Source organism: Flagellimonas myxillae (assembly GCF_023502235.1).
GTDB classification, from domain to species: Bacteria; Bacteroidota; Bacteroidia; order Flavobacteriales; family Flavobacteriaceae; genus Flagellimonas; species Flagellimonas myxillae.
Window position 1 is genome coordinate 346,478 of sequence record NZ_JAMFLY010000002.1, and the last position, 26,177, is coordinate 372,654.

Genomic DNA, 26,177 nt, shown 5'->3' on the forward strand with positions numbered 1-26,177 from the left:
TAACACCTAACAATTGGACTACGAAAACATCTACATAGAGGAGGAGAACAAGGTCGCTACCATAACGATCAATCGCCCAAAAAAACTGAATGCGCTGAACAAAAGAACCATCTCGGAGCTGCACACGGCTTTCAAGGAATTGGATGAAGATCGGGAAATCCATGTGATCATTGTTACCGGTAGTGGCGAAAAAGCCTTTGTTGCCGGGGCCGATATTTCTGAATTTGCCGATTTTTCGGTAGCCCAAGGACGGGAACTGGCCGCCGAGGGACAACAGCTACTTTTTGATTTTGTGGAAAACCTTTCCACACCGGTAATCGCGGCCATAAACGGCTTTGCCCTGGGTGGGGGACTGGAACTTGCAATGAGCAGCCATTTTAGATTGGCCAGTGACAATGCCAAAATGGGCCTCCCGGAAGTATCCTTGGGAGTGATCCCGGGGTATGGGGGAACCCAACGTTTACCGGCGCTTATAGGTAAGGGAAGGGCAATGGAACTGATCATGACAGCAGGGATGATCGATGCTCAAAAAGCCTTGGAATTTGGATTGGTCAATTATGTGGTTCCCCAAGAGGAATTGTTGCCCTTGGCCCAAAAACTTGCAAGCAGGATATCGAATAACTCACCAATGGCCATAAAATATGCAATAAAAGCGGTAAATGCTGGTTTTAAGTATGATGAAAATGGTTATTCCGCGGAGATAGATGCCTTTGGCGCTTGCTTTGGCACGGAGGACTTTAAAGAAGGTACTTCCGCCTTTTTGGAGAAAAGAAAAGCCAAATTCCCCGGATCATAGCCATGGTTTAACCCCAACCGGACTATGATGAAACGTATACTTTTACTTTTTTGTCTCCTACTAACGGCGAGCCTACAGTATGCCCAGGAGAAAATGCCGGTCGCCTACGACTTTGGTGAAAAATTCAACGACCGCTATCGCTATTCCAATCTGCTGACCATTTCAGAAGATGGTTCGGGCGGCTATATTTTGGTAAGGGCCTATTACCAAGGGTTGATTCTTAAACCCAAAGGCTACTTGATAGAACAGTACAACGCCAACCTGGAGCTTGTTTCCGAGTACAATTACAAACTGAGGGGATTGGATTTTGTTGATGGATTTCTTAAAAATGGGCAGTTGAACCTTTTGTTCCTTAACTATAATTACGACAAAAGCCAATACGAGTACTGGGTGCACCGAAGTCCTATCGTTGCGTTCAATTTTGCACAGGAAAAATTGCTTTCCATAACCTCCGAGGAAGTGCGTAACCCGGTAGACAAAAATTATTACAACCGAAACTTCTCCAGCGGCTTTTCCACTTCCATTTTATTCAATAAGGAAAAGACAGGTTTTGTGATTAGCACACACCATAAAAGGGGAAAGAACAACAAACACATTATCCATTTGTTCGATACCAGTTTAAATAAGCGGTTCGAACACGATTTCTCGCATGAGATAGAGGAGAAAAACTATGCTTTTGAAAATTTGGCTATCACTTCCGATTTGTCAACGGCCTATATCGTGGGGAAAGCTTACTTCAAAAAGAAGCGATTTAGGGTGGATGAGCGTAAGTTTCAATATGAACTGATCAAGGTTTCCGCGAACGGGAGCAAAACCCAGTCCTTTGTTGATGCTGGAAAGTATCCCGAGGCATTATATCCTATTATTTTGCCAAACAGACTGGTCTGTGCAGGTTTTTATGCCGATCGGAAAGACAACAGATACAATGGAATCGCCTTTTTTGATGTGAGCCCCGCTAGTTTGGATATCAAGTCCAAAAAATACAACCCCTTTTCCCAACAATTTATGGAAGACAAGTTCGGTAGGGACGAGGATAAGGTGGTCAAAAACTTAGTATTCAAAGGCGTAGAAATTACCAAGGACAATGAAATCTTTTTTAATGCAGAAGAGTACTTTGTGACCACGGGGATGGAAGTAACCGGGGCCGGGCAACGGGTAAAACTCGAGCGCTTTCACCACAACGACATTGTAAGCGCCAAGTTGAAGACCAACGGCGACCTTGCCTGGGCTAGGAACATCAACAAGGCCGAGGTAACACAAGGAGATGGGGCCTATGCCTCCTACAGTTCTTATTGCAAAAATGGGAAGACCTATTTCTTTATCTGTACCGCTTCGGAGAACCCCCAGCTGATCAATAACGAGCGCCTCATTTTTAAACAGGGACTTAGCCGAAACCGTAACGTTTTTATGATTTCCTTAGACGAAAATGGAGTAATGGACTATGAAAAAATCATCGACAATCAAGAAGCAAGACTTCCCTTAATGGTCTCAAAACCCTTAAAGGATATCGATGAAAGTAAAATGCTCTTTTATGCCAAGCGTGGCAGCAAAAAGCAATTGGTAAAAGTCTCTTTTTTGTAACCGTACAAGCAACGCATTCCAGCAAGTCGACTCTATTAGTAAAACCTCTGCTATGAAACCTCGACTTTTAGGCTTAATAATTGCTTTTTCCCTGGCTTTATTTTCTTCCTGTGACGAGGACGACAATGCTGTCGACAATCTTCGGATTGTAGGGGAATGGCAAATTGCTGCCATTCACAACTCAAGTCCATCTGGCCCTACCATGGGTCCTGGGGATGGAGAGGTTATTTCCATAATTTTTAGACGAAATGGTGAATTTGCTGGCTCCACCTCGGCCAATAGTTTTAGCGGCTCATATACTGCTTCGGATAGCCAGCTTATCATCGAGCAGATGATTACTACCGAAGCGGGAGATACCCCTTATGGGCAGGCTTTTTATTCCAGTTTGTCCGAAGCCATGGATTCAACTACAAATTTTTCTGTTTTCAGCTTGAACTTTGAAGACAACAATACCCTCATGTTGGAGTTCCTAGGGTTTAAATTTCTGAACCTTCAAAAGCCATAAATCTTAACATTTACTATTGGATATATTCCATAAATTTGGATTAAATCCAATTAATGAATTCCAAAAAATTGCTCAAGGGTAGGGGTGCCCAAAAAAATCCGCACAATCGATTTCTGCAACACATTTATGAGATAAGGGACGACTTTCTTGAGTTTTGTAGATTGGAGGGCGAAGATTCCGATAAAAACAAAACGGAATACATCCCTGTTTTTCCCAAAACCATAGTGAACAAGGTGGACAGTCCGGATGTTGGGATGATGTATTCCATGAACCCCTATCAAGGATGTGAGCACGGATGCATATACTGTTACGCAAGAAATGCGCATGAGTATTGGGGATATAGTGCTGGAATGGATTTTGAACGCAAGATTCTAATCAAAAAAGAAGCTCCTCTGTTATTGGAGAAAAAGATAAAGCACAAAAATTGGAAAGCGAAAACCATTGTGATGTCCGGAAACACGGATTGCTATCAGCCCGCCGAACACAGGTTTAAGATTACAAGAAAGTGCCTAGGGGTGTTCTTAAAATACCGACATCCCGTAGGGATTATCACCAAAAATGCCCTCATTCTTAGAGACTTGGATATTCTCACCGAGTTGGGTGCCGATCAACTTGTTGGGGTCAACATTTCGGTAACTTCCCTTTCTGAAAAAACCCGACGAAAACTGGAACCCAGAACGGCTTCCATCCAAAAAAGACTAAAGACCATTAAGACATTGAGCGACAATGGCATTCCGGTAAACGCTATGTTGGCACCCATAATCCCGGGAATCAACAGTCACGAATTGATGAAGTTGGCCGAGACCGTTGCCGACCATGGCGCCCTATCCTTTGGTTTTACCATAGTCCGATTAAATGGGGCGATTGGGCAAATCTTTACAGATTGGATCAAGAAAGCCATGCCGGATAGGGCCGAGAAAGTATTGCATCAAATCCAAGACTGCCATGGAGGGACCATTAACGATAGCCGATTTGGAATCAGGAATAGGGGACAAGGTAAAATTGCTGCTCAAATTCATGATATGGCTAAACTGGCTAGACAGAAATATTTTAAGAATAGGACTTTTCCAGCCTTAAACCATGAACTGCATGGGCAATACAAGACAGGACAAATGAAATTGTTTTAAGAGCTTCTGCGTTTCCCAAATCCTGTGGATAGCCGCACTGTGATTCCAATAGCCTTAGTATTGAAATTTTGTTTGTAGTATCCCTGGTCAGAAAAATCCAGCTGGTTTAACGATTTCCCGGCATTGAAGGCGGTATAGGTAAGATAAAGTCCAAGTTTTCCAATTGTATCTGTGGCTAGGAACTCATATCCGAGGGAGAATGCCCAAAAGTTGAAATCGATTTTTGTTTCCTGCTGTTTTTCCATCTGATTGGAATCCGCGTACTCTCCAGTTGCTCTTTGCGTACCAAAATGATATTTGGGAATAAAGACCACGCGATTATATTCATCCTGTATAAAAAATTTGGGGCCAACACCCCAGACCCAAGCATCAAAGAAGCGATTTAAAAAGGAGCGAAAACCGATGTCGCCAGATGGGTCAATGGCCCAATCCTCATAGGATTGCCCTCCAAAGTAGTAGGTTACATCAACCTCTGGCGCAAGGTGTTTTAGGGCAAAAAGCTCAGACCCCACGGAAATATTAAGATAGGCTGATGGTTCAAATTCCTCCTCGAAAAAACCAGCAAAGGAAATATAGGCCTCAGGAGGTTGAAGTTGTGCAAAATTGGAGGAAACAACAAAAAGGAAGAATACGGGCAGCAGCGGTTTCATGATTCTTTCAGAATCAATAAACATGCCACAACAAAATGGTAAGGGTGCTTAATTTTAAATAAATTTATGGGGATTGTCCAATCCAAACCTTGGATTTCGTCATAGGGGCGTAAACGGAATATAAACAGTCTGGGAAACTGGACGTAAAATGAAAAGAAATGAGCAATTTTATGTATTTATTTAGAGGAGGGGACGAGAACTTTAAAAGACTTTCCCAAGAAGAAAAACAGGCCCACATGCAAGTTTGGGGAGAATGGATGGGTGGACTGAAGGAAAAAGGACAATTATTGGATGGACTTCCATTATCTGATGATGGAAAAGTGGTGCACAAAAAAGGGGAATTGGTCACCAACGGCCCCCATGCAGAGGGCGCAGAAGTTGTAGGAGGATATCTAATTGTTTCGGCCAACGACTTGGACGAGGCCGTGGAAATTTCCAAAGGGTGCCCCATATTTGATTACGACGGCGCCTATGTGGAAGTAAGGGAAATTATGTCCATGGACACCCATTAATTTGAAGTGATTTACCAAAGATGGCCCGATCTTGCATCGGGCTATTTTAATATTAAATGAGCCAAACCCAACTAGAAAATACCATCGACCACCTATTCCGTAACGAATACGGAAAAGTGGTAGCACTCTTGACCAATAAATTTGGTATTTCCTATGTGGAACAGATTGAAGATGCGGCCCAGGACACTTTTTTGAAGGCCATGCAGGTTTGGGGGTACAAATCGGTTCCGGATAACCCAACGGCTTGGTTGTACCGAGTGGCAAACAATGCCATGATAGACAAGTTGAGGAAGGATAAAAAAATAAGCTTTCTGGGATCCGAACAATTGCCGGAAAAAGAGGTGGTCTCCGAAACAGCTTCCGAGAACCTGGATAATACCATTTCGGACAGTCAGCTGAAAATGATTTTTGCCTGCTGCCACCCAGCCCTGTCCCAAGAGCATCAAATAATTTTAAGTTTAAAGTTGATTGGGGGATTTAGCAACAAGGAATTGGCAGAGGCCCTGATGAAGAAGGAAGAGGCTGTGGCCAAATCGTTTACTAGGGCCAAGGCGAAGTTTAGAAAGGAAGTGCAACTCTTAAAGATACCGGTACAAATGGGACTGCAATCCCGATTGTTCAAGGTGCTTCAAGTTATTTATCTATTGTTTACGGAAGGGTACTCGGCGACTACGGGTTCGCAGGTGCTGAAACGCGATATCTGCTATGAAGCTTTGCGTTTGGCTTTGCTTCTACAGGAAAACAAATATTGCAAACATCCCAACTTGGAAGCCTTGATCGCGCTAATGTGTTTTCATGCTTCCCGATTTGATGCCCGTCTGGATGAAAATGGGGATTTGGTCACCTTGGAGTTCCAAGATCGCAGCAAATACAATAGGGAATTGATAGAAATTGGGGTACGTCATCTTGAGGGGGCCGGAACTTTGGACCGAACGCCGTCCATCTATCATTTGGAGGCTGCCCGCTCCTATTACCACAGTGCAGCAAAGACCTTTGAGCAAACCGATTGGAAGAGTATCCTGTATCTATACGATCTACAGATCAACCAACAATACTCACCTATGTTGGCCTTGAACCGAATCGTTCCCTTTGCAAAAATTCACGGAGCGACCAAAGCATTGGAAGCGCTCAAAAGCTTGGAGAGCAAAACGGACTTTGGCGAGTCGGGATTACTTTATGCCATAAAAGCGGAGCTGTTGTTAGAAACCAATAGTGCCGGCTATAAAGCTGCCTTGAAAAAGGCGATTGCCTATTTCAAGAACGACCTCGTCAAAAAACACCTTAAAAAGAAATTGGACTAAACTTTAATAAAGGTGCCGTTTTTATACATATACCACAAGAGTAGATAGAGCAGACCAAATCCACCAATAGAGGCGAACATATCGTAATAAGGGCCTGTGTATTGCTCCAATCCGAATAATAGGTATTTGGAAACTTTTGGGAAATTTATAACGTGCGACAGCACGTAAGCCGTTATGGCATTCATCCCGATAACCTTTAGCGGAAATGTCCATTTTACCACCCCCTTCACATCAATAATCCAATAGAACAGGGCCAACAAAATAAAACATACACCAGAAGAGGCCAGGACAAAGGAGCTAGACCAGATTTTTTTAACAATGGGATGCCAGATTCCCCATACGGCCCCCACGATCAATCCCGCCAATCCGATTACCAGGAGCAGCTTGGCAACTTTCTCGCGAGGGAGGTTGGATTTTATCAACTCCCCGGCAAACATTCCGGAAAGGGTAGTGGCTATGAACCCAAGCCCACTTAGTAACCAAGTGTATTGGTACCCATCATCGAATTTTCCAAGAATCAAACGGTCAAAATAAACGGCAAAATTTTGATCCGGCAACAAGACACTTCGTCCAACACCAGGCACATTTGGTACGGTTAGCAGGAGGGCATAAATAATCAAACAAGCTGCAAAGAGCACATATTGCCCTTTCCTACTAAGATGGATATAGGCCAAACAAGAAACCACATATCCCACAGCAATGGCTTGTAAGGTATTGCTGAAGATTTTAAACTGCTCAATATCCAGTGCAAGCAAATTCCCCTGGACTATCCAACCTAAAATAAAAAGAATGACAAAGCGTCTGATCAGTTTTTTATAGACAGGTCCCATGTCCGAATTGTTTTCCATTCTTTTGGACAGGGCAAAAGGAATCACGGCACCGACCACAAAAAGGAAAAGGGGCATAATAATGTCGTAAAAGGTTGAGCCAAACCATTCGGGGTGGCTAAACTGGTTTGCCAAAGCTTCCGAAAACGAAGAATTGGCTCCTTTGTGGAGGTTGGCGAAAAAGTGATCTGCGAAGATAATTAGCAGCATGTCAAAGCCCCTCAATACATCGATCGAGAGGATTCGTTTGGTTGGTTGGCCCATAAGGTTGGTTTTATGGGCTGCCGAACCATGGTCGCCAGCCCGGGGTTTTATTGTGAAAAAGGGGGGATCAAATCAACTCCCAGCCTTTTCTATATTCTCGGGTTACCCATTCATTGGCCTTTTCATAGTTGGTGATCTTCATGTTCTCACCATCCCAAAGTAATTTGCGTCTTCCAGGGTAGTTATATGGAGCCCAGTCACCTGGCTTTTTGCCCTCTTGCAGTACTTTGTACTGGTACGCCTTAACGGCAAGGTTACCCATTAGCACAGTCTCCGTTAATGGACCGGCCTTAGCAAAAGTTGAAGAGGTGTCCACCCCGTCGATACAACCTGCAACAAAGTTGGCAATATGACCGCCCATGCTATCGGGAACGCGGGGATACTTTGGTTCAGGGGCCTTGAATAAATCCATCATGTCGGAAGGAAGTAAACGGGCATTTCGCGAATAGGTATCGCAGACCAAAATCCCCTTATCGCCATACATTACCGTTCCGCCATCTCCATTTCCAACGGTTTCACCATCTTTTAGTTCATCTGGTAAATCCGGCATTAATCCACCGTCATACCAATTAAGGGCAATATCACCGTGATGCTCGTGATCAAACTTCAGATGGATTTTTGAGGATGGAGGACAGGAAGGGCTATAATCCGCTTCCACAAAATCCCCAACCCAAACTGTGGTACAACTCGCTTCCGCTTCTGTAGGATACCCTAGATCCAGAACGCTGAAAGGAGTTTCCATGATATGACATCCCATATCCCCTAGGGCGCCGGTTCCAAAATCCCACCAGCCGCGCCATTTAAATGGTAGATAGGCGTCGTTATAATCCCTCATGGCTGCAGGGCCTAACCACAGGTCCCAATCCAATCCTTTGGGTACGCGTTGCTTCTCTGTGGGAACTGGCACTCCCTGTGGCCATACCGGCCTATTGGTCCAACAATCTATCGTATGGATTTTTCCAATAATCCCAGACTCTACCCATTCACGGGCAATGCGGCTATCATCGCTGGAAGCTCCCTGATTTCCCATCTGGGTTACGATTCCATTTTCTGCCGCAACTTTCGTCATTAATCGCGCTTCCCGGATATTATGGGTCAACGGCTTCTCCACGTAAGCATGTTTTTTCTCCCTCATAAAGGGCAGTGCAATGGTGGCGTGCATATGATCTGGAGTGGCTACCATAACTGCATCAATATCACTCAAGTGACGGTCATAAACTTTTCTGAAGTCCTTATAGCGTTTAACATCCGGAAACTTTTCATAAGTACCTTTGGCCCTTCTGTCATCCACATCACAAAAGGAAACAAACTTTACTCTTCCGGTGTTTGCCAACCCTTGGATTACGCCACTTCCGCGTCCACCAACACCAAATGCGCCCACATAAAGTGTATCGCTGGGTGCAACGTGACTTTTACCCAAAACATGACTTGGAACAATTGAAAAGGCAGCGGATGCCGCTGCCGTATTTTTAAGGAACTTTCTTCTTTGCATTTTGGCTTGTTTAGTTAAGCTCTTAAGATACAAAAAACAACAATAGCCCGGGTCATGTTGTTACGTATTCCACTCTTTATAAAATTGTTCCAAATAATCTAACATGAACTGGTGTCTTTCGGCTGCCATTTGCTTACCTGTAACCGTATTTATTTTGTCCTTGAGCAGCAGTAATTTTTCATAGAAGTGATTGATCGTTGGAGCATTGGAATTTTTATATTCCTCCTTGGTCATGTTTAGGTTTGGCGGAATATCGGGGTTGTACATTTCCCTGTTTTTGAATCCTCCGTAATTAAAGGTCCGGGCTATCCCAATTGCCCCGATAGCATCCAAGCGGTCGGCATCTTGGACTACCTGCATTTCCAGTGAAGTAAATGTGGCCTGATTTCGGTCAAGGCTGTTCTTAAAGGACATGTGCCTGATTATGTTCACAACATGGTCAACAATTTCGGAATCCACGTTTTGGGAGGATAAAAAAGTTCGTGCGGTCTTGGGTCCAATTTCTTCATCGCCATTGTGGAATTTTGGGTCGGCAACATCATGGAGAAGAGCAGCCAATTCAACCACCAAGGCATCTACCTCTTCGTTTTCCGCAATCCGCTTTGCAATATTGTAAACGCGTTCGGTGTGAAACCAATCGTGCCCACCTTCCGCATTTGTAAGTTGTTCCTTTACAAAAACCTTGGTATTGGTGATCAAAGTGTTGCTCATTTTTTGAACTCTGTAATTCCGTTTGTAATTGTTTCCTCTATTTTTTTGATTAGCTGATCTGCATCCCCGCTATTCTCCAAGGGTGGGTGAACTTTAAATTTTATGAAAGAACCCAATCCCATTGGAAACTGTCCAAACCGCAACATTTTCCAGGAATTGTTAATACTTATGGGCACAATCAAGGCCGATGGCGCCTGTTTCATTAGCACTTTTAGGCCAGTGGTGCGAAATGGTTTGGGGACACCGGTTCTGCTTCGGGTGCCTTCGGGAAAAATTACGGCACTTCGCGCATGTTCTTCAATGTAACTACCTAGTTCCTGAAGCGCTGCAATGGACTGTTTTGGGTCTTTACGATCTATTAGGGCCGAGCCTCCGTGCCTAAGGTTGTACGAAACACTTGGGATACCCTTGCCCAATTCAATTTTACTTACAAATTTGGGATGGTGTTGCCTCATGTGCCAAATAATAGGTGGGATGTCGTACATGCTTTGATGATTGGTGACAATGATCAAGGGCTTGTCCGTTGGAATCTTGATTGGATTTTCAAAGCGGTATCGAGTTCCCAAAAGATTGGTGCAGCGCATCAAAAACCAATTGAGGATGCTTACACTTGCCTTGTGGGCGGTATACCCAAAAAGGTTAAGACAAATCCATTGGATGGGGTGAAAAATCACCAAGGTGAGACCAAAACAGATGAAGTATAAAAGCGTGATGGGATAGGAAAATAACTTCAACATGTTCTCGTCTTAGGGTATTGCGACAATAAAAATCGATTATCTATAGCACAAAAATAAAAAACCACCCTTTAGGGTGGCTCTTTATATTCCTAAGTTCGGAAGATTAACAATAATCGTTATAAGCTTCCATCAAGTTTTCCGCAATCAATTCTGCCGGTCTTCCCTCAATATGATGTCTCTCGATCATATGAACCAACTCTCCATTTTTGAACAAGGCCATACTTGGTGAAGAAGGTGGAAAGGGAACCATGTGGTTTCTGGCCGTGTCCACAGCTTCGGTGTCCACACCGGCAAATACCGTTACCAAATGGTCCGGTTTTTTGCTGTTTTGCAGACTCAATTTTGCTCCGGGTCTTGCGTTGGCTGCGGCACATCCGCAAACTGAATTTACCACCACCAAGGTGGTTCCTTCTTGTTTCAAGGCATTCTCAACGGCTTCGCTTGTATATAGTTCCTCGAACCCAGCAGTGGCCAGGTCGGCTCTCATAGGTTTTACCAATTCTTCTGGATACATAATCTCAATTTTATTAAAGGATCAAAGATACGGTTTTTGTCGCATTTTTTACGGAACCCTTAACAACGCCAAATGATTTTGTTCTAAGCCAAAAGCCTATATTTGGGCTCTAATTTTGTTCAGATGATCAAGTGGGCAGCCGCCTTCGTTGGATTTTTTATCAGAGGTTTAGCTGGAGCCATAATTGGTTTCCTTGTGGGCAGCTTTTTGGATTCTTTGAGAGGTGCTGGTTCCCGAAGGGGAGGTAGTGTTTTTTCAGACTTTACCCGACAATCCGTTTCCCCTGCAGATTTTGAACTCAATCTTCTTTCATTGTGCTCTATAGTGATCAAAGCCGACGGGCAAGTGAGCCAAGGGGAATTGAATTATGTACGCCAGTATTTTTTGAGCACCTATGGTAAGGAAAAGGCAAATGCCATTTTCAGGACCTTCAATGAGGTGATCAAAAAAAGAGAGGTTTCCGCCCAAAGAATATGTAGTTACTTAACCCAGCGAACACGATACGAAGTCCGTCTACAGTTGCTTCACTTCCTTTTTGGAATTGCCCAGGCCGATGGACAGATAAGCAAGGCTGAGGTTAACAAAATAAAGGAGCTGGCCGGGTATCTTCGTGTTGGACAGTACGATTTTGAGAGTATCATGGCCATGTTCATAAAATCCGCTGACAATGCCTACAAGATTTTGGAAATTGAAAAGTCCGCCACGGATGATGACGTAAAAAAGGCCTATAGGAAAATGGCAAAAAAATACCATCCCGATCGCGTGGTTATGGAAAATGAAGCCATCAAAAAAGGTGCGGAGGAAAAGTTCAAGGAAGTACAAAAAGCCTATGAGACCATTCAACAAGAACGGGGGATGTCATAAGATAATTGGATTGTTCGATGGTTGGATTGATGGGACTTAATATTTGAACTTGAACTTGTAATTTGAGTTTGAACTTAACGCTGCTAAATACTAATTAACTAACAACTAAACCATGCAAGAATTCTGGTTCTATATCAAGTTGGGGTTTAACCACGTATTGGATTTGGGTGCTTACGATCATATCCTGTTTTTATCTGCTTTGGCCATACCCTTTACGTTTAAAAATTGGAAGCATGTGGTGATTTTGGCCACAATTTTTACCATAACACATTGCACTTCTTTGGCCCTATCCGCTTTTGGCGTTGTGACCGTCGATGTGGGACTGATAGAATTTCTGATACCTGTAACAATTCTGCTTACGGCCCTTTTTAATTTTGTATATGTATTTGGAAATGCCCAAACTTCGGGAAAATACATACATGTTTTGGCCACAGCATTTTTTGGGTTGGTCCACGGTTTTGGATTTTCCAATTACTTTAAGATGTTAATGGCCGAGGAGGATGACAAGGTGATGCCATTGCTTGGATTCGCCACTGGAATTGAATTTTCCCAAGTTGCCATAATCTTGATCATTTTGGCCTTGGCTTTTGTGGTTTTGGACCTGTTAAAGGTGAAAAGAAAGCTTTTCATCGGAATTGCCTCTATTTTGGTCATTGCCATCACAATACCCCTGCTTATTGCTACGTTTCCCCAATAGGGCCTTCGTTAAAATTAATCGAATAAGGTTGTACGGGTCTTACAAAGCCGGTATATTTATTTAATGATCAGCCTATTTTCTGATGTATGAAGGAGCGCAAACAAGAAAAGTATGACAAGGCCTATTTAAGAATGGCCAAGGAATGGGGGAAACTCTCCTATTGCAAAAGAAAACAAGTAGGCGCTATCATTGTCAAGGATCGGATGATCATTTCGGATGGCTACAACGGAACGCCAACAGGATTCGAGAATTTTTGCGAAGATGAGGAAGGTTACACCAAGTGGTATGTGCTGCATGCCGAAGCCAATGCCATTTTAAAGGTAGCCTCATCCACCCAATCCTGTGAAGGGTCGACTTTGTACATCACCTTGTCGCCTTGTCGTGAGTGCAGCAAATTGATTCATCAAGCGGGGATTAAACGCGTGGTGTATCAAACGGCATATAAAGACGATTCGGGATTACGGTTTTTAGAAAGGGCCGGTGTCGAGACTTATCATTTGCCCATTTTGGAAGAAATGGTTTAACCTCACCATTTAAGCTATGAAAAAGAAATATCAGTATATCCTACCCACTATCTTGGGATTTGTTTTGGCTGTGGGCATTTTTATTGGAGGCAAGCTTCACTTCGATGATACCCCGGAAAAACTGTTCAGCACCAATTCCAAAAAAGACAAGCTCAACCGACTTATTGATTATATCGATTACGAATATGTGGACGATATAGACACCGACAGCATTGTTGATGTTACGGTGAACAATATTCTGGGCAGGCTCGACCCACATTCTGTGTACATACCCAGAAGTGAAATGGAAGAGGTGTCTGAAAACATGAAGGGGGATTTTGTGGGCATTGGTGTTAGTTTCTATATGTACCATGACACCATTACCGTAATCAGAACCATTAAAAATGGGCCCAGTCACAAAAGTGGAATCAAACCAGGCGATCGCATTTTAATTGCCGATCAGGACACCCTCTTTGGACGAAGGATTCCAAACAATGAGGTTGTGGCAACCCTCAAGGGTAAAATAGGCACCAAGGTAGACCTTAAGGTGTTCCGTAAACAAGACAATAAAACCATGAACATTACGGTAACCCGCGACCGGGTACCGATTCGCAGCGTGGATTCTTATTATATGCTGACACGCGATATGGGGTATATCAAAATCAACAGGTTCGCTGAATCCACCTTTGATGAATTCAAGGATGCCCTGCGTAAATTGAAGCTTCGGGGTGCTGAAAAATTGGTCTTGGACCTTAGGGACAATCCTGGAGGTTATTTGGGCATAGCCGAAAAGTTGGCCGATGAATTCTTGGAGGACGATAAACTAATTCTGTATACCAAAAACAAAAAGGGAAGGGTAAAAAAGGCCTTTGCCACCAAAAAAGGGGATTTTGAGGACAAGCCGGTGTATGTGTTGATCAATGAACGCTCCGCTTCTGCAAGTGAGATCATTGCAGGTGCTTTACAGGATAACGATATAGGGACCATTGTTGGGAGACGTTCTTTTGGAAAGGGACTTGTACAAAGGGAGATGGACCTAGGAGATGGTTCTGCCGTGCGGTTAACGGTGTCCAGATATTATACGCCTACAGGAAGATCCATCCAAAGATCCTATAAAAAGGGACATAAGGACTACTACCAAACCTTTATGGAGCGGTACCGAAATGGGGAGTTGACCACGGTGGACAGCATCAAGGTGGCGGATTCTCTAAAATTTGTGACCCCAAAAGGGAAAATCGTTTATGGCGGTGGGGGAATAATTCCAGATGTCTTCGTGCCCATCGGAAATAACGAGGAAGAAGCCGTGGATAGCATGGATGGAGCTGAATTCTTTTCGCGCTTTATTTTTGAGCATTTGGAAACAGATAGAAATCGGTATTCCTACCTTACTAAAAATGAATTTTTGGACGAGTTTAGGGTGGACGACATCCTATTCGATGAGTTTATCCAATTTGTGCTCAACAGAAAGATCAAACTGGATTTTTATGCCCAAGAAGATAAAATTAAGGACTACTTAAAAGCCAATATAGCCGAGCAATTGTTCTCACCTAACCTATCTGCGCAGATTAAGGGGGAACACGATACCATGTTGGAAAAGGTCAAGGAATTGGATCACGCCATCTTTAATAATTCCGATGCTGGGACTGCGGAATTTCGGGATTAATCTTCCTTTAGTTTTTTATCGATTTTTTTACTGGCTGCAAAGATCAAGATCAGTACAATCGCGCAAAGTGATGCCACAATACCGATAAGGGCAACAGTACTGTCACCTTGAAATGGATTGTCAAAATCCACTAGGGTAAGATTAAAGGCAATCAGCCCTAAAGCCAAAATAACCAATACAATAATTAAGGGTTTGTTCATAGTAGCGAAAACCTTGATCAGTTAACAAAAAGTTGATTCACGTTTGTGGCAAACAATTTGACTGCAATGGCCAAAAGGATTACCCCAAAAATCTTGCGGATTACATGCAATCCATTCTTGCCCAGCAATCGTTCAATTTGGGCACTGGATTTGAGCACCGCGTAAACAAAGATAATGTTTACTAGTATCGCCACTACAATGTTCTCTACATGAAATTCTGCCCTCAAGGCCAAAATGGAGGTGAGGGTACCGGCTCCGGCGATCAAAGGAAACGCAATGGGAACCACCGATGCGGTCTCCACCTCCTCATCTTTGAACAAGGTGATCCCTAGGACCATTTCCAGGGCCAAAAAGAAGATAACAAATGCCCCAGCCACGGCAAACGAATTCACGTCAATACCAATTAGGTTTAGGATGCTTTCCCCTACAAAAAGAAAGGCCGTCATGATCACCGCAGCCACAATGGAAGCTTTTTCAGATTGGATATGCCCCACCTTTTTTCGCAACGAAAGAATTACAGGGACGCTTCCCAAAATATCAATGACAGCAAATAACACCATACTCGCCGTAATAATTTGTTGAAAACTGAAGTTCATAGCCTTGTGTTTTAGTAGGCAAATATACGGGGAGAAACACCATTTGGATTTTCACTTAGTTGTCCAAATGATCATTTTTTTGGTTTTGGGTTACCTTTGCCCAAATTAGTTTGATTACCCATGTTCCAGATAGGGAAAACCATAGTTTCCGAAGAGATTATCGACAACGATTTTGTTTGCAACTTGAACGCCTGCAAAGGGGCTTGTTGTGTGGATGGGGAATATGGTGCTCCCTTGGAAAATTCCGAAACTGAAATTTTGGAGAACCTCTATGAAAAGGTAAAGCCATATCTACGCCCGGAAGGAATAAAGGCCATTGAAGAGGAGGGGACCTATGTTAAGGGCGAGGATGGCGAATGGGAAACCCCTTTGGTGAACAAGAGTGAATGTGCCTACGTCGTTTTTGACGAAAACGGAATAACCAAATGTGGCATTGAAGCAGCATATCTGGATGGGGCAATTCCGTGGAAAAAACCCATCTCCTGTCATTTATATCCGGTACGAACTAGGGAGTACTCGGAGTTCACGGCGGTCAACTACCACAGATGGGAAATATGTGACGCTGCATGCACATTGGGTAAAGAGCTTAAAGTCCCCATTTATAAGTTTGTGAAGGAGGCTTTGATCAGAAAATTTGGAGAGGATTGGTATACGGAATTGGAAGAGGTGGCCAAAGAAAAGAGCCAATAACTAAATTCACGCAAGCATTTTTAATTAAGCATCATTAAATCGTGGGGATATCCAGCACCACTTTGGTACCCTTGGGGTTGCCGTTTTCATCAAAAAGGTCCACAATATCCACATCGAAGCTGTTTTGATAGTCTTTGGAGAAATTGGCAAAACGCTCCTTGGTAATTCTAATACCTACAGATTTTCGTTTGAGCACCCTGTTTTCCTTGTTTATTTGTGCAGCCCCTCGCCCAACACCATTGTCAATGATCTCCAAGGTTACATGACCCTCGTTCTTATTTAAGACATTAAGCTGAATCAGTTTTTCCCCTTCTTTAGGAGATAATCCATGCCAAAGGGAATTTTCCAAGAAGGGTTGTAAGGCCAACGATGGAATTTTAATGGCTTCTGGGTTGATACTATCGCAAACATTGATGGAAAATTCAATTTCATTGGAAAACCTAATGTTTTCAATGTTCATATAAAGTTCCACGGTTTCCAATTCCTCGGCCAGGGTAATTTCTTTTACAGATGAGGCTTCCAGAATTTTCCGAATTAGTTTGGAAAATTTATTGAGGTAGTGAACGGCGTTTTTCTGCTCGTTGTTGATGATGTAAAGCTTGATGGAGTTCAGCGAATTGAACAAAAAATGAGGGTTCATTTGGCTGCGGAGCATGTTCTGTTCCAACGTAAGAACCCTTTTTTCGTTTTTGCTTTGGTACTGACGGTAAAGGATATATAGTATGGAGGAGATCAGGCCCACGATCAGGGCACTCACCAATAAGGTGGTCTGGTTCTTTCTTAGTCGCAACCGCACAATTTCATTTTCCTTGGCCAACACCGAAATCTGGTTGTTCTTTTTATCCGCTTCATACTTAACGATTACATCGTTCATGTATCTAAAATTGGTGGCACTGGAGATTTCCTCGTCATGTTGATCGGCCTGCTTGTAATATCGGTATGCCGCTTTGTAATTCCCTCGCTTGTATTCAAAATCGGAGAGCTTTTGGTAAGCATACAAAACATTGCTGGGAATGTTATGGGTTTGTGACATCTCCAATCCTTCCATAATAAACTCATAGGCTTTATCATAGTTGCCCAGTTCGGTATGGGCCCAACCCGTATTGATGGAAATCAAGGGAGTTATAAAATAATCGCCAATGGTCTTGGATTGTTCATGAAGGGGCTCCAATAGTACAAGTGCCGCATAGGGCATATCCTGTTTTAGATAGATTTGGGCCAAGCTGTTTTTACAAATTATCCTCCCATAGGTGGAATTGATATCCTCGTTGTAGGCCAGGGATTTCCTGTAGTTTTCAAGAGCTCCTTCCAAATCACCCTTGCGGTCCAAACAATCTCCAATATTTTGGTGGTTGATGGCAAGACCTAATTTATTGCCCAGTTCTTCCTCCAACTTTAGGGCCCTTCTAAATTGAAGAATGGCCAGATCGTACTGCTCCAAAGTTTGGTATAGGTTACCAATGCAGTTTAGCGAGACGTTGATGTTCCTTTTGATGTGATGTGAAGGATTTTCAACTGCTTCGGCCATTTCCAAAGCTTGTTGGTTGTAGTCCAGGGCGGTTTTTATAGCATCCGTTCTTCGGTATACCACTCCCAACATGTTCAGGCATCGTACCTTGAGCTCCACATTATTGGCTTCTTCTGCCAATTGCAGGGCTGCCTGGTGCAGATCTACCGCTTCCTTAAATTTGGAGAAATTCCTGTACGTTGCCCCTATTTGATCTAGGGCATAGGATTGCCCCTCCAAATAATCAGCATCCCGGCTCAAATTGGCAAAATAGCGGAGCAAGGTGGTGTCCCCGGTTTCGGATTTAAGTTCCGTGTTCAGCACCAAATAAGTCTTGGGCCGCATTTTAACGATCCGCTCTGCTTTCTCTTTAAAGGCTTCGGGAATTTCCTGCGCTAGACCAGATGGCGCCATCCATAATCCAACAACCACCAAAAGGACTATCCTTTTTAGAATGGGCGAATGCGGGGATTTTGTCAGGTTAAAAATAAGCACGTGAGTTAACAGAAGTTACAGCATATCAAGAAAGTCAGATTTCTTTTGCCGGGAAACGGGAATTTTATGGTTCGATTCCAAAACTACATACCCATCTGTCTTAAGGAATTCCTTTATTTTATTCAGATTGATGATATACGAGTTATGGATTCTGAAAAAGCTGGTGTCGGGAAGTAAGGTATTTACCTCCTTGAGCTTTTTGGTGAGTAATATTTTTTGGCCATCACTTAAAAAGATGGTACTGTAGTTGCCGTCGGATTCCGCATACAAAATGTCATCGCTATTTAAAAACAACAGCTTCCCGTCCGTATTAATCGTAATCTTTTTGCTGTGAGCCTCCGCGTTGAAGTTTAGCAAGATTTTTTCCAACTTTTCGGCAGTCAGGTTCTTGGCGTTGTATTTTTTTATTTTTTCGATGGTCACCTCAAGATCATCCGTATCAATAGGTTTTAGCAAATAATCAATGGCCTCGTTCTTCAATGCTTTCAGGGCGTATTGATTGTATGCTGTGGTAATCACCACAGGAAAGTTTTTATTCTTAAGATTTTTGATGAACTGAAACCCGTCCATGGCCGGCATTTCAATGTCCAGGAAAAGACAATCGGGGGTGTTGCGCTCAAGATAGTCCAAAGCTTCATGTGCATCTGTAAATGATGCCACGATATCCACCTCATCGGTCAAATTGGTCAATTCCCAACTAAGACTTTGCAATGCTTTGACCTCGTCATCAACAATAACTGCTTCTAACATGCTCCATTTAATATAACTCAAATTTAGGATTATTCTCTTTAAAGCACTGAAATTATGTGCTAATGGACATTTTGTACGTATAACTGGCACAAAATGCCTGTGTACTGAAAATTGGCTGTTTTTTATCGATAAAATGGGTATTTCCTAGCATTTCTATAGGGAAGCCAAAAAACCAATGACCATTTATACACAAAAGAAGACCGATTATACATACACAAAACAGGAAGGGGCAATTGTTTTATACTTTGGTTCTTGCAAAACTTAAGATAACCTAACTCAATTCCAAAAAATGAAAAAGTGTTTTGTGTTGTTCCTGCTTTTGATCGTAGCATTGATTTGCGCGTCCCTTCTAGGAGAAGGAAAGGATTTGCCAATACAAACCAATTGGGAAGAGGTGGCCAATAATAATAGGTAACCTTCCCCAAAAGTTCATATACATTATTTACAAACGTACGGCCTAAGCAACCAACCTCTTGATCATAGAAACTGCTTGCACAAAATATCCCATGTTGGTTTTCGGTTTTGTTGGGTTTTAGGTTTCGGGGGAACTACCTAGAACTATAACACGCCAAGGAAACAACTGGGAATGGCCGTACTTTTGGTAATGTAAACCAATCAAAAAACTGTTCTAAGCATAATTTCCATTAATAATTAGACCAAAAAGTATAAAAAACATATACTTTTTGGTCTTTTTTCTTTTGGGGCCAATCCGCCAAAAATTCACCTTCAAAGAGCAACTCTGGCAAGCCCAAGGTACATCACCTGCCAACCTAGATTTCAACAGTTTGTGTTAAAAACTTTGCAGTCTATTTAATAAAACCTGCTTTACAATCTAACGACATTTTTGAATCTTTGTTAGCCCTGTTCGCAAGGAAATTTTCTCCATTTTATAATTTTTTTAACGCACACTTATGTCGGTAGCCATAGAACCTATATTACAAGAAAACAAGGACAGATTTGTTATTTTTCCAATCCAGCACCATGATCTTTGGGATTGGTACAAAAAACAGGAAGCCTGTTTTTGGACTGCTGAGGAAATAGATTTGCACCAAGATCTAACAGATTGGAACAACAAGCTCAACGACGACGAGCGTTACTTTATCAAACACATTTTGGCCTTTTTTGCTGCTTCCGATGGAATCGTGAACGAAAATTTGGCGGAAAACTTCGTGAATGAGGTACAGTATTCCGAAGCCAAGTTCTTTTACGGGTTCCAGATCATGATGGAAAATATCCATTCGGAAACCTATTCCTTGTTGATTGATACCTATGTTAAGGATGAAAAGGAAAAAAATGTATTGTTCAAGGCCATTGAGAATTTCCCTGCGATTAAAAAGAAAGCCGACTGGGCCCTTAAATGGATAGAATCGCCAAGCTTTGCCGAGCGTTTGATCGCTTTTGCTGCGGTAGAAGGTATTTTCTTTTCCGGGGCGTTCTGCTCTATTTTCTGGTTGAAGAAAAGAGGATTGATGCCTGGACTGACCTTCTCCAACGAATTAATTTCAAGGGATGAGGGAATGCATTGCGATTACGCCGTACACCTGCACAACAGTCACTTGGTGAACAAGGTGCCAAAAGAACGGATCAAGGAAATAATCGTAGATGCCCTAAACATTGAGCGCGAGTTTATCACCGAATCCCTTCCGGTAAGTTTAATTGGAATGAACGCCAAGCTGATGACCCAATACCTGGAGTTTGTTACCGATAGGCTTTTGGTGGAACTGCAATGTGAGAAGGTGTACAATGCTACCAACCCATTTGATTTCATGGACATGATTTCACTTCAAGGAAAGACCAATTTCTTTGAAAAACGCGTGTCCGAATATCAGAAAGCCGGTGTTTTGAACAAGGAAAAGGACACCGATTCCCAGAAAATCAGCTTTGACGCGGATTTTTAAGAAGACCAACTGAATATATATTCCCCTCTTGCCCCAGAGGTTTTTATGAACTTGACCCCACTGCGTTGCGTTTTTTCGCAACGGCTGACCATGCGATTGGTAAAACCAACAGCGTATCATTAAAAAATATTCGTAGCACATGTATGTAGTAAAAAGAGATGGAAGAAAGGAGCCGATGATGTTCGATAAGATCACGGCCCGAGTTAGAAAACTTTGTTATGGACTCAACGACCTGGTAGATCCGGTAAAAGTGGCCATGAGGGTAATAGAAGGATTGTACGATGGGGTAACCACATCCGAACTGGATAATTTGGCGGCCGAAATTGCGGCGACCATGACCACTTCCCACCCAGATTACGCAAAGTTAGCAGCTCGCATTTCGGTTTCCAACCTACATAAGAACACTAAAAAGTCCTTCTCCGAAACCATGAAGGACCTTTACGAATATGTAAACCCAAGAACCGGTAAAAAAGCACCGCTTCTTTCAGATGAGGTATTCAAGGTTGTATCGGAGAATGCCGAAAAATTGGACTCTACCATCATCTATAACCGGGATTTTGGCTACGACTATTTCGGATTTAAGACCTTGGAGCGTTCCTACCTACTTAAGTTGAACGGTAAGATAGCCGAACGCCCCCAGCACATGTTGATGCGGGTTGCTGTAGGTATCCACTTGGATGACTTGGATGCTGCCATCGAGACCTACGAGCTCATGTCCAAAAAGTATTTCACACATGCAACGCCTACGCTGTTCAATTCCGGAACCCCTAAGCCGCAAATGTCGTCTTGCTTCCTGTTGGCCATGAAGGACGATAGTATCGATGGTATATACGATACGCTAAAGCAGACTGCAAAAATTTCCCAGTCGGCTGGGGGAATAGGATTGTCCATTCACAATGTTAGGGCAACGGGATCCTACATTGCTGGCACCAACGGAACTTCCAACGGAATTGTTCCCATGCTTCGTGTTTATAACGATACAGCCCGTTATGTGGATCAAGGAGGCGGAAAACGAAAAGGAAGCTTTGCCATTTATGTAGAACCTTGGCATGCCGACATCTTTGATTTCTTGGATTTGAAAAAGAACCACGGAAAAGAAGAAATGCGTGCTCGTGATTTGTTCTACGCCATGTGGATTCCCGATTTGTTTATGAAACGGGTTGAGGCAGATGGCGAATGGACCTTGATGTGCCCGAACGAATGCCCAGGATTGTTCAATTCCCATAGTGAGGAGTTTGAGGCATTGTATACCAAATACGAAGCCGAAGGTAAGGGACGAAAAACCATCAAGGCACGTGATCTTTGGGAGAAGATTTTGGAATCCCAGATTGAAACGGGAACCCCTTATATGCTCTATAAGGATGCAGCAAACAGGAAGAGTAACCAGAAAAACCTGGGGACCATCCGTTCCTCTAACCTCTGCACAGAGATTTTGGAGTACACTTCCCCAGACGAGGTTGCGGTGTGCAACTTGGCTTCCATCGCCCTTCCCATGTTTGTGAAAAATGGCCAGTTCGACCATAAAGAGTTGTTCAAGGTAACCAAACGTGTCACCAAAAACTTGAACCGTGTTATTGACCGCAATTACTATCCGGTAAAGGAGGCTGAAAACTCCAACATGAGGCATCGTCCAGTTGGCTTGGGTGTACAAGGATTGGCAGACACTTTTATCATGCTTCGCTTGCCATTTACCAGTGATGAAGCCAAGCAACTGAACCAAGAAATTTTTGAGACGCTGTACTTTGCCGCCGTCACGGCTTCCATGGAAGAAGCCAAATCCGATGGGGTGTATTCCAGTTACGAAGGTTCACCGATTGCCAGTGGAGAGTTCCAGCACAACCTATGGGGCATTAAGGATGAAGAATTATCAGGAAGATGGGACTGGGGTAAATTGAGAAAGGATGTGAAAAAGCACGGAGTGCGGAACTCTTTGTTGGTGGCGCCAATGCCAACTGCATCCACCTCCCAGATTTTAGGAAATAACGAATGTTTTGAACCATACACTTCCAATATTTATACCCGAAGGGTATTGTCCGGAGAGTTTATTGTGGTGAATAAGCACCTATTGGAAGATTTGGTGAAACTCGGACTGTGGAACGAGAACCTAAAGCAGGAGTTGATGCGTGCCAATGGATCGGTACAGCATATTGATGTAATCCCAGATGACATCAAGGAATTGTACAAGACAGTTTGGGAGCTTAGCATGAAGGACATCATTGACATGAGCCGTCACCGTGGGTACTTCATTGACCAGAGTCAGTCCTTGAACCTGTTTATGGAAAACGCCAACTACTCCAAGTTGACCTCCATGCATTTCTATGCTTGGAAGAGTGGACTAAAAACAGGAATGTATTACCTCCGAACCAAGGCTGCGGTTGATGCCATTAAGTTTACCTTGGACAATACAAAAAAGAAGGAAGTGCCGATCAGTGTAGCGGCAGAGGCCGAAGTGTTGGCCGCAACGCCAAAAGCTGCGGAAGAGCTTAAAGTTGATCCTACTCCGGTGGAGCAACAGGATGTGGACATCCAACCTATGACACCGGAGGAAATGAAGGAATTGATCGCACGGGCCAAAGAGGGCCAGGCAGACGATGACTGTTTGATGTGTGGATCATAACAAATACTGAACGTATCAGTATGTGATAGTGTTTATTGATTAGATACCTCGGATAGTTCACACCCCACACGAACAACTTCCGAGGTGTTTTCCTTGAATTGCAAAATTCAACCTCAAAAAAAGCCGCTTAGAGCGGCTTTTTTATTTTGTGGGCACGTCAGTTCGAGTGCCCCGAATAGAATTTTGAGCTCGGGATTATTTCAAAATTGACCCATAATAAAAGGCCGCTGATATCAGCGGCCTTCAATGTATTGTTATGGTGGCTTAGTTTATAAGGACCAAGCTTTACCTTGTGTAAGCGTTTCCAAATCCCCGCAGCCAACATATTCTCCAGGAACTGGTAAATAGGCAAGGACCTCTTCCCCAACAAACTCGCTGGTCTTATAGGCCCAGATTGCGGAATTCCGGATGGAAGTGGCAAATTGATAACGTGCGATCTCATCATCGAGAACCGCTCCGCCGTTTTCTTCCACAGCCTCATAATAAGCTTGTACAGCTTCGCCATGGGCTTCCTCCACCTCATCGGTCTGCTTTTTCAAATAAGTGGCTAAAACAGGCTCTAAATCCTCTGCATCCAAATCTGCAAGGGTCTCTTTTTGGGTATCGGCCAAAACCTTATCCGTAAACTTGCCCATGCACATTTTCATAAAGTCCTGTTGCTCCTTGGGCAATACCTCGTTGGCAAATTTATCCATGAATACATGGACGTTGACTTCTGAGGCGGAAGGCGTATCGGTCTTGGGCAAAAGAATATCTACAAGGGAATGCAATACCGTTCCTTCATCTTTGGTAAAGAAATCGGGGGTCCAATCCAAGACCTTTTTGCCCTTACAGCTCTGAACAATTCCCAATAGGGTGGGGGTTGCCACGGCATAGCCAAATACAAGCCCCATATTTTTTAATGCTACTCTTCTTTCCATTAGATATTTCCTTTTTTAAGTTCTTGTGCCGCATGGTTGGCCGCTCTGGCGGTAAAGGCCATATAGGTCAACGATGGGTTTACACAACTCGAGGAGGTCATAAAGGCCCCATCGGTAACATATACATTTTTACAATCGTGCACTTGGTTAAAGCCATTGAGTACGGAAGTTTTTCTGTCCCTGCCCATTCTGGCAGTTCCCATTTCATGGATGCCCAATCCAAGGGCACCAGGGTTGTCAAAAGGCTTTACATCTCTTAGACCAGCCTTTTCCAGCATATCCACCGCTTGGTTTTTCATGTCCTCACGCATGTTCCACTCATTCTCCTTGAACTCAGCATCGAAGGTAACCGTTGGCAGACCCCACTCATCCAATTTGTCGTAATCCATGGTCATTCGGTTATCCTGGTAAGGTAGAACCTCTCCAAAACCACCCATACCAAAGGTCCAACCTCCTGGTTTAAGAATGGCCTCCTTCAAATCCTTTCCATGGGAAATCTCTGCGATGGTATCTTCCCAATTTCCTCTACCGGCACCTCCTTGGTAACCATATCCGCGAAGGAATTTATCGGAATCGGAACTACCTCCCAAGTTTCGGAAACGTGGTAGATAGATACCTCCGGGTTTTCTTCCCTTATAGTATTTGTCTTCAAAGCCATCAAACTTACCAGATGCACCTACGCCCAAGTGGTGGTCCATGATGTTTCTTCCCAACTGGTCGGAGTCGTTTCCTAGTCCGTTTTCAAACCTATCGGATTTGGACTGCATCAAAATGGACGTGGAGGCAATGGCCGAAGCACATAGGAAAATAACTTTGGCCTTAAATTCAAACTCCTCCTTGGTTACCCGATCTATAACTTTTACGCCAGTTGCCTTTTTGGTGTCTGGATCATAGATTACCTGATGCACAATGGAATCGGGCCTTAATGTCATGTTGCCGGTTCGTTCGGCAGCTGGCAATGTGGAGGACACACTGCTAAAATAGGCTCCAAAAGGACAACCTCTGATACAGCGGTTGCGGAATTGACATCGAGTCCTTCCATCACCTTCAAATTTTTTGTTACTATTAATATGGGCAACGCGGCCAGAGGTGACCACCCTGCCATCAAAATGCTCCGAAACTTTTTCCCTAAAGTGATCTTCCACACAGTTTAGTGGCATCATCGGTTCAAATTGCCCATCTGGCAATTGGGGTAATCCCAGCTTTTCGCCGGTAACCCCGATATAGCTTTCAACCTTATCATACCAAGGAGCAATATCCTTATAACGTACAGGCCAATCCACGCCATGTCCATCTTTTTTGTTGGCCTCAAAATCCATTTCGCTCCATCTGTAGCTATGGCGTCCCCACATAATGGATCGACCACCTACATGATAACCTCGCATCCAGTCAAAACGCTTGGTCTCGTTATAGGGATGTTTCAAGTCATCCACGAACCAGTGTTTTGAAGGAGTCCTTACCGTATAACCGGTCCTATTTTGCTTTTCCTGTTTTGCGATATCGGCCTGAGTAGGTTGACCGTTATTGGGTAGGTCCCAGGGATCCAAATTTGCAGTGGGATAGTCCTCGCGGTGCTTCACCATTCTACCGCGTTCCAGCACCAAGGTCTTTAGCCCATTTTCACATAGTTCCTTAGCAGCCCAACCACCGCTAATGCCCGTTCCTACTACAATGGCATCGTATGATTCCTGCTCTTCGTTATAATAAAATTTACTCATCTATTAGGATTGTTTATTTTCTAAATGTATTAATTATTAAAT

General features: G+C 43.4%; 26 protein-coding genes. 14 read left to right on the top strand and 12 right to left on the bottom strand.

All coding sequences use genetic code 11. The features are described 5' to 3' along the window. The first annotated feature begins 13 nt into the window (after positions 1 to 13). From M3P07_RS10010 to M3P07_RS10025, 4 genes are read left to right on the top strand one after another with little or no spacing between them, the layout of a single operon-like run. On the top strand, positions 14 to 796 hold the full coding sequence (locus tag M3P07_RS10010) for an enoyl-CoA hydratase/isomerase family protein (protein ID WP_249969773.1): 783 nt from the start codon (positions 14 to 16) through the stop codon (positions 794 to 796). Between the two features lie 24 nt (positions 797 to 820). Then, positions 821 to 2,377, top strand: coding sequence for a hypothetical protein (locus M3P07_RS10015; protein ID WP_319946570.1), 1,557 nt, complete (start codon positions 821 to 823; stop codon positions 2,375 to 2,377). 52 nt (positions 2,378 to 2,429) lie between these two features. After that, complete coding sequence (locus tag M3P07_RS10020) at positions 2,430 to 2,882, top strand: META domain-containing protein (protein ID WP_249969774.1); 453 nt, start codon at positions 2,430 to 2,432, stop codon at positions 2,880 to 2,882. Positions 2,883 to 2,935: 53 nt separating this feature from the next. Beyond that, positions 2,936 to 4,009 (top strand): PA0069 family radical SAM protein, encoded by a 1,074-nt coding sequence (locus tag M3P07_RS10025; RefSeq protein ID WP_249969775.1) that lies wholly within the window; start codon positions 2,936 to 2,938, stop codon positions 4,007 to 4,009. Here M3P07_RS10025 and M3P07_RS10030 read toward each other — a convergent pair. Then, complete coding sequence (locus M3P07_RS10030) at positions 4,006 to 4,659, bottom strand: hypothetical protein (protein ID WP_249969776.1); 654 nt, start codon at positions 4,657 to 4,659, stop codon at positions 4,006 to 4,008. The genes M3P07_RS10025 and M3P07_RS10030 overlap by 4 nt on opposite strands. 158 nt (positions 4,660 to 4,817) lie before the next feature. On the opposite strand from M3P07_RS10030, the gene M3P07_RS10035 reads away from it, so the two are divergent. Beyond that, positions 4,818 to 5,171 (top strand): YciI family protein, encoded by a 354-nt coding sequence (locus M3P07_RS10035; RefSeq protein WP_249969777.1) that lies wholly within the window; start codon positions 4,818 to 4,820, stop codon positions 5,169 to 5,171. Positions 5,172 to 5,227: 56 nt separating this feature from the next. Next, positions 5,228 to 6,472: an RNA polymerase sigma factor gene (locus M3P07_RS10040; protein WP_249969778.1), complete on the top strand. Its 1,245-nt coding sequence runs from the start codon at positions 5,228 to 5,230 to the stop codon at positions 6,470 to 6,472. On the opposite strand, the gene M3P07_RS10045 is transcribed toward M3P07_RS10040, so the two are convergent. The 5 genes from M3P07_RS10045 to M3P07_RS10065 form a co-directional block, all read right to left on the bottom strand. Beyond that, the gene (locus tag M3P07_RS10045) at positions 6,469 to 7,563 is read right to left on the bottom strand and encodes an acyltransferase family protein (protein WP_249969779.1); all 1,095 of its coding nucleotides are present in this window, start codon (positions 7,561 to 7,563) and stop codon (positions 6,469 to 6,471) included. The two genes, M3P07_RS10040 and M3P07_RS10045, sit on opposite strands and share 4 nt — an antisense overlap. 67 nt (positions 7,564 to 7,630) lie before the next feature. Continuing rightward, on the bottom strand, positions 7,631 to 9,055 hold the full coding sequence (locus tag M3P07_RS10050) for a Gfo/Idh/MocA family protein (RefSeq protein ID WP_249969780.1): 1,425 nt from the start codon (positions 9,053 to 9,055) through the stop codon (positions 7,631 to 7,633). Between the two features lie 60 nt (positions 9,056 to 9,115). Then, on the bottom strand, positions 9,116 to 9,766 hold the full coding sequence (locus tag M3P07_RS10055; RefSeq protein WP_249969781.1) for an HD domain-containing protein: 651 nt from the start codon (positions 9,764 to 9,766) through the stop codon (positions 9,116 to 9,118). Continuing rightward, entirely contained in the window at positions 9,763 to 10,503 is a 741-nt protein-coding gene (locus tag M3P07_RS10060; RefSeq protein WP_249969782.1) for a lysophospholipid acyltransferase family protein, read from the bottom strand. The genes M3P07_RS10055 and M3P07_RS10060 overlap by 4 nt, the downstream gene beginning before the upstream one ends. Before the next feature lie 103 nt (positions 10,504 to 10,606). After that, positions 10,607 to 11,017: a BrxA/BrxB family bacilliredoxin gene (locus M3P07_RS10065; RefSeq protein WP_249969783.1), complete on the bottom strand. Its 411-nt coding sequence runs from the start codon at positions 11,015 to 11,017 to the stop codon at positions 10,607 to 10,609. 123 nt (positions 11,018 to 11,140) lie between these two features. Between M3P07_RS10065 and M3P07_RS10070 the strand changes: the two genes are divergently transcribed. The 4 genes from M3P07_RS10070 to M3P07_RS10085 all read left to right on the top strand — a co-directional run bounded on the left by M3P07_RS10070 (position 11,141) and on the right by M3P07_RS10085 (position 14,744). After that, positions 11,141 to 11,881 (top strand): TerB family tellurite resistance protein, encoded by a 741-nt coding sequence (locus M3P07_RS10070; protein WP_249969784.1) that lies wholly within the window; start codon positions 11,141 to 11,143, stop codon positions 11,879 to 11,881. Between the two features lie 112 nt (positions 11,882 to 11,993). Continuing rightward, positions 11,994 to 12,578, top strand: coding sequence for a HupE/UreJ family protein (locus tag M3P07_RS10075; protein WP_249969785.1), 585 nt, complete (start codon positions 11,994 to 11,996; stop codon positions 12,576 to 12,578). An 86-nt stretch (positions 12,579 to 12,664) separates the two neighbouring features. Further along, positions 12,665 to 13,102: a deoxycytidylate deaminase gene (locus M3P07_RS10080; protein WP_249969786.1), complete on the top strand. Its 438-nt coding sequence runs from the start codon at positions 12,665 to 12,667 to the stop codon at positions 13,100 to 13,102. 16 nt (positions 13,103 to 13,118) lie between these two features. Continuing rightward, positions 13,119 to 14,744 (top strand): S41 family peptidase, encoded by a 1,626-nt coding sequence (locus M3P07_RS10085; RefSeq protein WP_249969787.1) that lies wholly within the window; start codon positions 13,119 to 13,121, stop codon positions 14,742 to 14,744. Here the strand turns inward: M3P07_RS10085 and M3P07_RS10090 are convergent. Both M3P07_RS10090 and M3P07_RS10095 read right to left on the bottom strand, forming a co-directional pair. Continuing rightward, positions 14,741 to 14,944 carry a hypothetical protein gene (locus M3P07_RS10090; RefSeq protein ID WP_249969788.1) on the bottom strand — a complete coding sequence of 68 codons (204 nt, stop codon included), beginning with the start codon at positions 14,942 to 14,944 and terminating at the stop codon, positions 14,741 to 14,743. The two genes, M3P07_RS10085 and M3P07_RS10090, sit on opposite strands and share 4 nt — an antisense overlap. Positions 14,945 to 14,961: 17 nt before the next feature. Next, positions 14,962 to 15,540: a MarC family protein gene (locus M3P07_RS10095; protein WP_249969789.1), complete on the bottom strand. Its 579-nt coding sequence runs from the start codon at positions 15,538 to 15,540 to the stop codon at positions 14,962 to 14,964. A gap of 120 nt (positions 15,541 to 15,660) precedes the next feature. Between M3P07_RS10095 and M3P07_RS10100 the strand changes: the two genes are divergently transcribed. Further along, on the top strand, positions 15,661 to 16,230 hold the full coding sequence (locus M3P07_RS10100) for a DUF3109 family protein (protein ID WP_249969790.1): 570 nt from the start codon (positions 15,661 to 15,663) through the stop codon (positions 16,228 to 16,230). A 34-nt stretch (positions 16,231 to 16,264) separates the two neighbouring features. Here the strand turns inward: M3P07_RS10100 and M3P07_RS10105 are convergent, their stop codons facing one another. Both M3P07_RS10105 and M3P07_RS10110 read right to left on the bottom strand, forming a co-directional pair. Further along, positions 16,265 to 18,169 (bottom strand): tetratricopeptide repeat protein, encoded by a 1,905-nt coding sequence (locus M3P07_RS10105; protein WP_249969791.1) that lies wholly within the window; start codon positions 18,167 to 18,169, stop codon positions 16,265 to 16,267. A 78-nt stretch (positions 18,170 to 18,247) separates the two neighbouring features. Further along, positions 18,248 to 18,982 carry a LytR/AlgR family response regulator transcription factor gene (locus M3P07_RS10110; protein WP_249969792.1) on the bottom strand — a complete coding sequence of 245 codons (735 nt, stop codon included), beginning with the start codon at positions 18,980 to 18,982 and terminating at the stop codon, positions 18,248 to 18,250. Between the two features lie 289 nt (positions 18,983 to 19,271). On the opposite strand from M3P07_RS10110, the gene M3P07_RS17770 reads away from it, so the two are divergent. The 3 genes from M3P07_RS17770 (at position 19,272) to M3P07_RS10120 (ending at position 23,497) form a co-directional block, all read left to right on the top strand. Beyond that, a complete protein-coding gene (locus M3P07_RS17770) occupies positions 19,272 to 19,397 on the top strand; it encodes a hypothetical protein (protein WP_284042144.1) in 126 nt (41 codons plus the stop codon). A gap of 496 nt (positions 19,398 to 19,893) precedes the next feature. Further along, the gene (locus M3P07_RS10115) at positions 19,894 to 20,880 is read left to right on the top strand and encodes a ribonucleotide-diphosphate reductase subunit beta (protein WP_249969793.1); all 987 of its coding nucleotides are present in this window, start codon (positions 19,894 to 19,896) and stop codon (positions 20,878 to 20,880) included. 139 nt (positions 20,881 to 21,019) lie between these two features. Next, on the top strand, positions 21,020 to 23,497 hold the full coding sequence (locus M3P07_RS10120; RefSeq protein ID WP_249969794.1) for a ribonucleoside-diphosphate reductase subunit alpha: 2,478 nt from the start codon (positions 21,020 to 21,022) through the stop codon (positions 23,495 to 23,497). A 269-nt stretch (positions 23,498 to 23,766) separates the two neighbouring features. Here M3P07_RS10120 and M3P07_RS10125 read toward each other — a convergent pair whose 3' ends face one another. Both M3P07_RS10125 and M3P07_RS10130 read right to left on the bottom strand, forming a co-directional pair. Then, positions 23,767 to 24,417: a gluconate 2-dehydrogenase subunit 3 family protein gene (locus M3P07_RS10125; RefSeq protein ID WP_249969795.1), complete on the bottom strand. Its 651-nt coding sequence runs from the start codon at positions 24,415 to 24,417 to the stop codon at positions 23,767 to 23,769. Then, positions 24,417 to 26,135 (bottom strand): GMC oxidoreductase, encoded by a 1,719-nt coding sequence (locus tag M3P07_RS10130; protein ID WP_249969796.1) that lies wholly within the window; start codon positions 26,133 to 26,135, stop codon positions 24,417 to 24,419. Before M3P07_RS10130 ends, M3P07_RS10125 begins: the two co-directional genes overlap by 1 nt. Positions 26,136 to 26,177 lie beyond the last annotated feature (42 nt).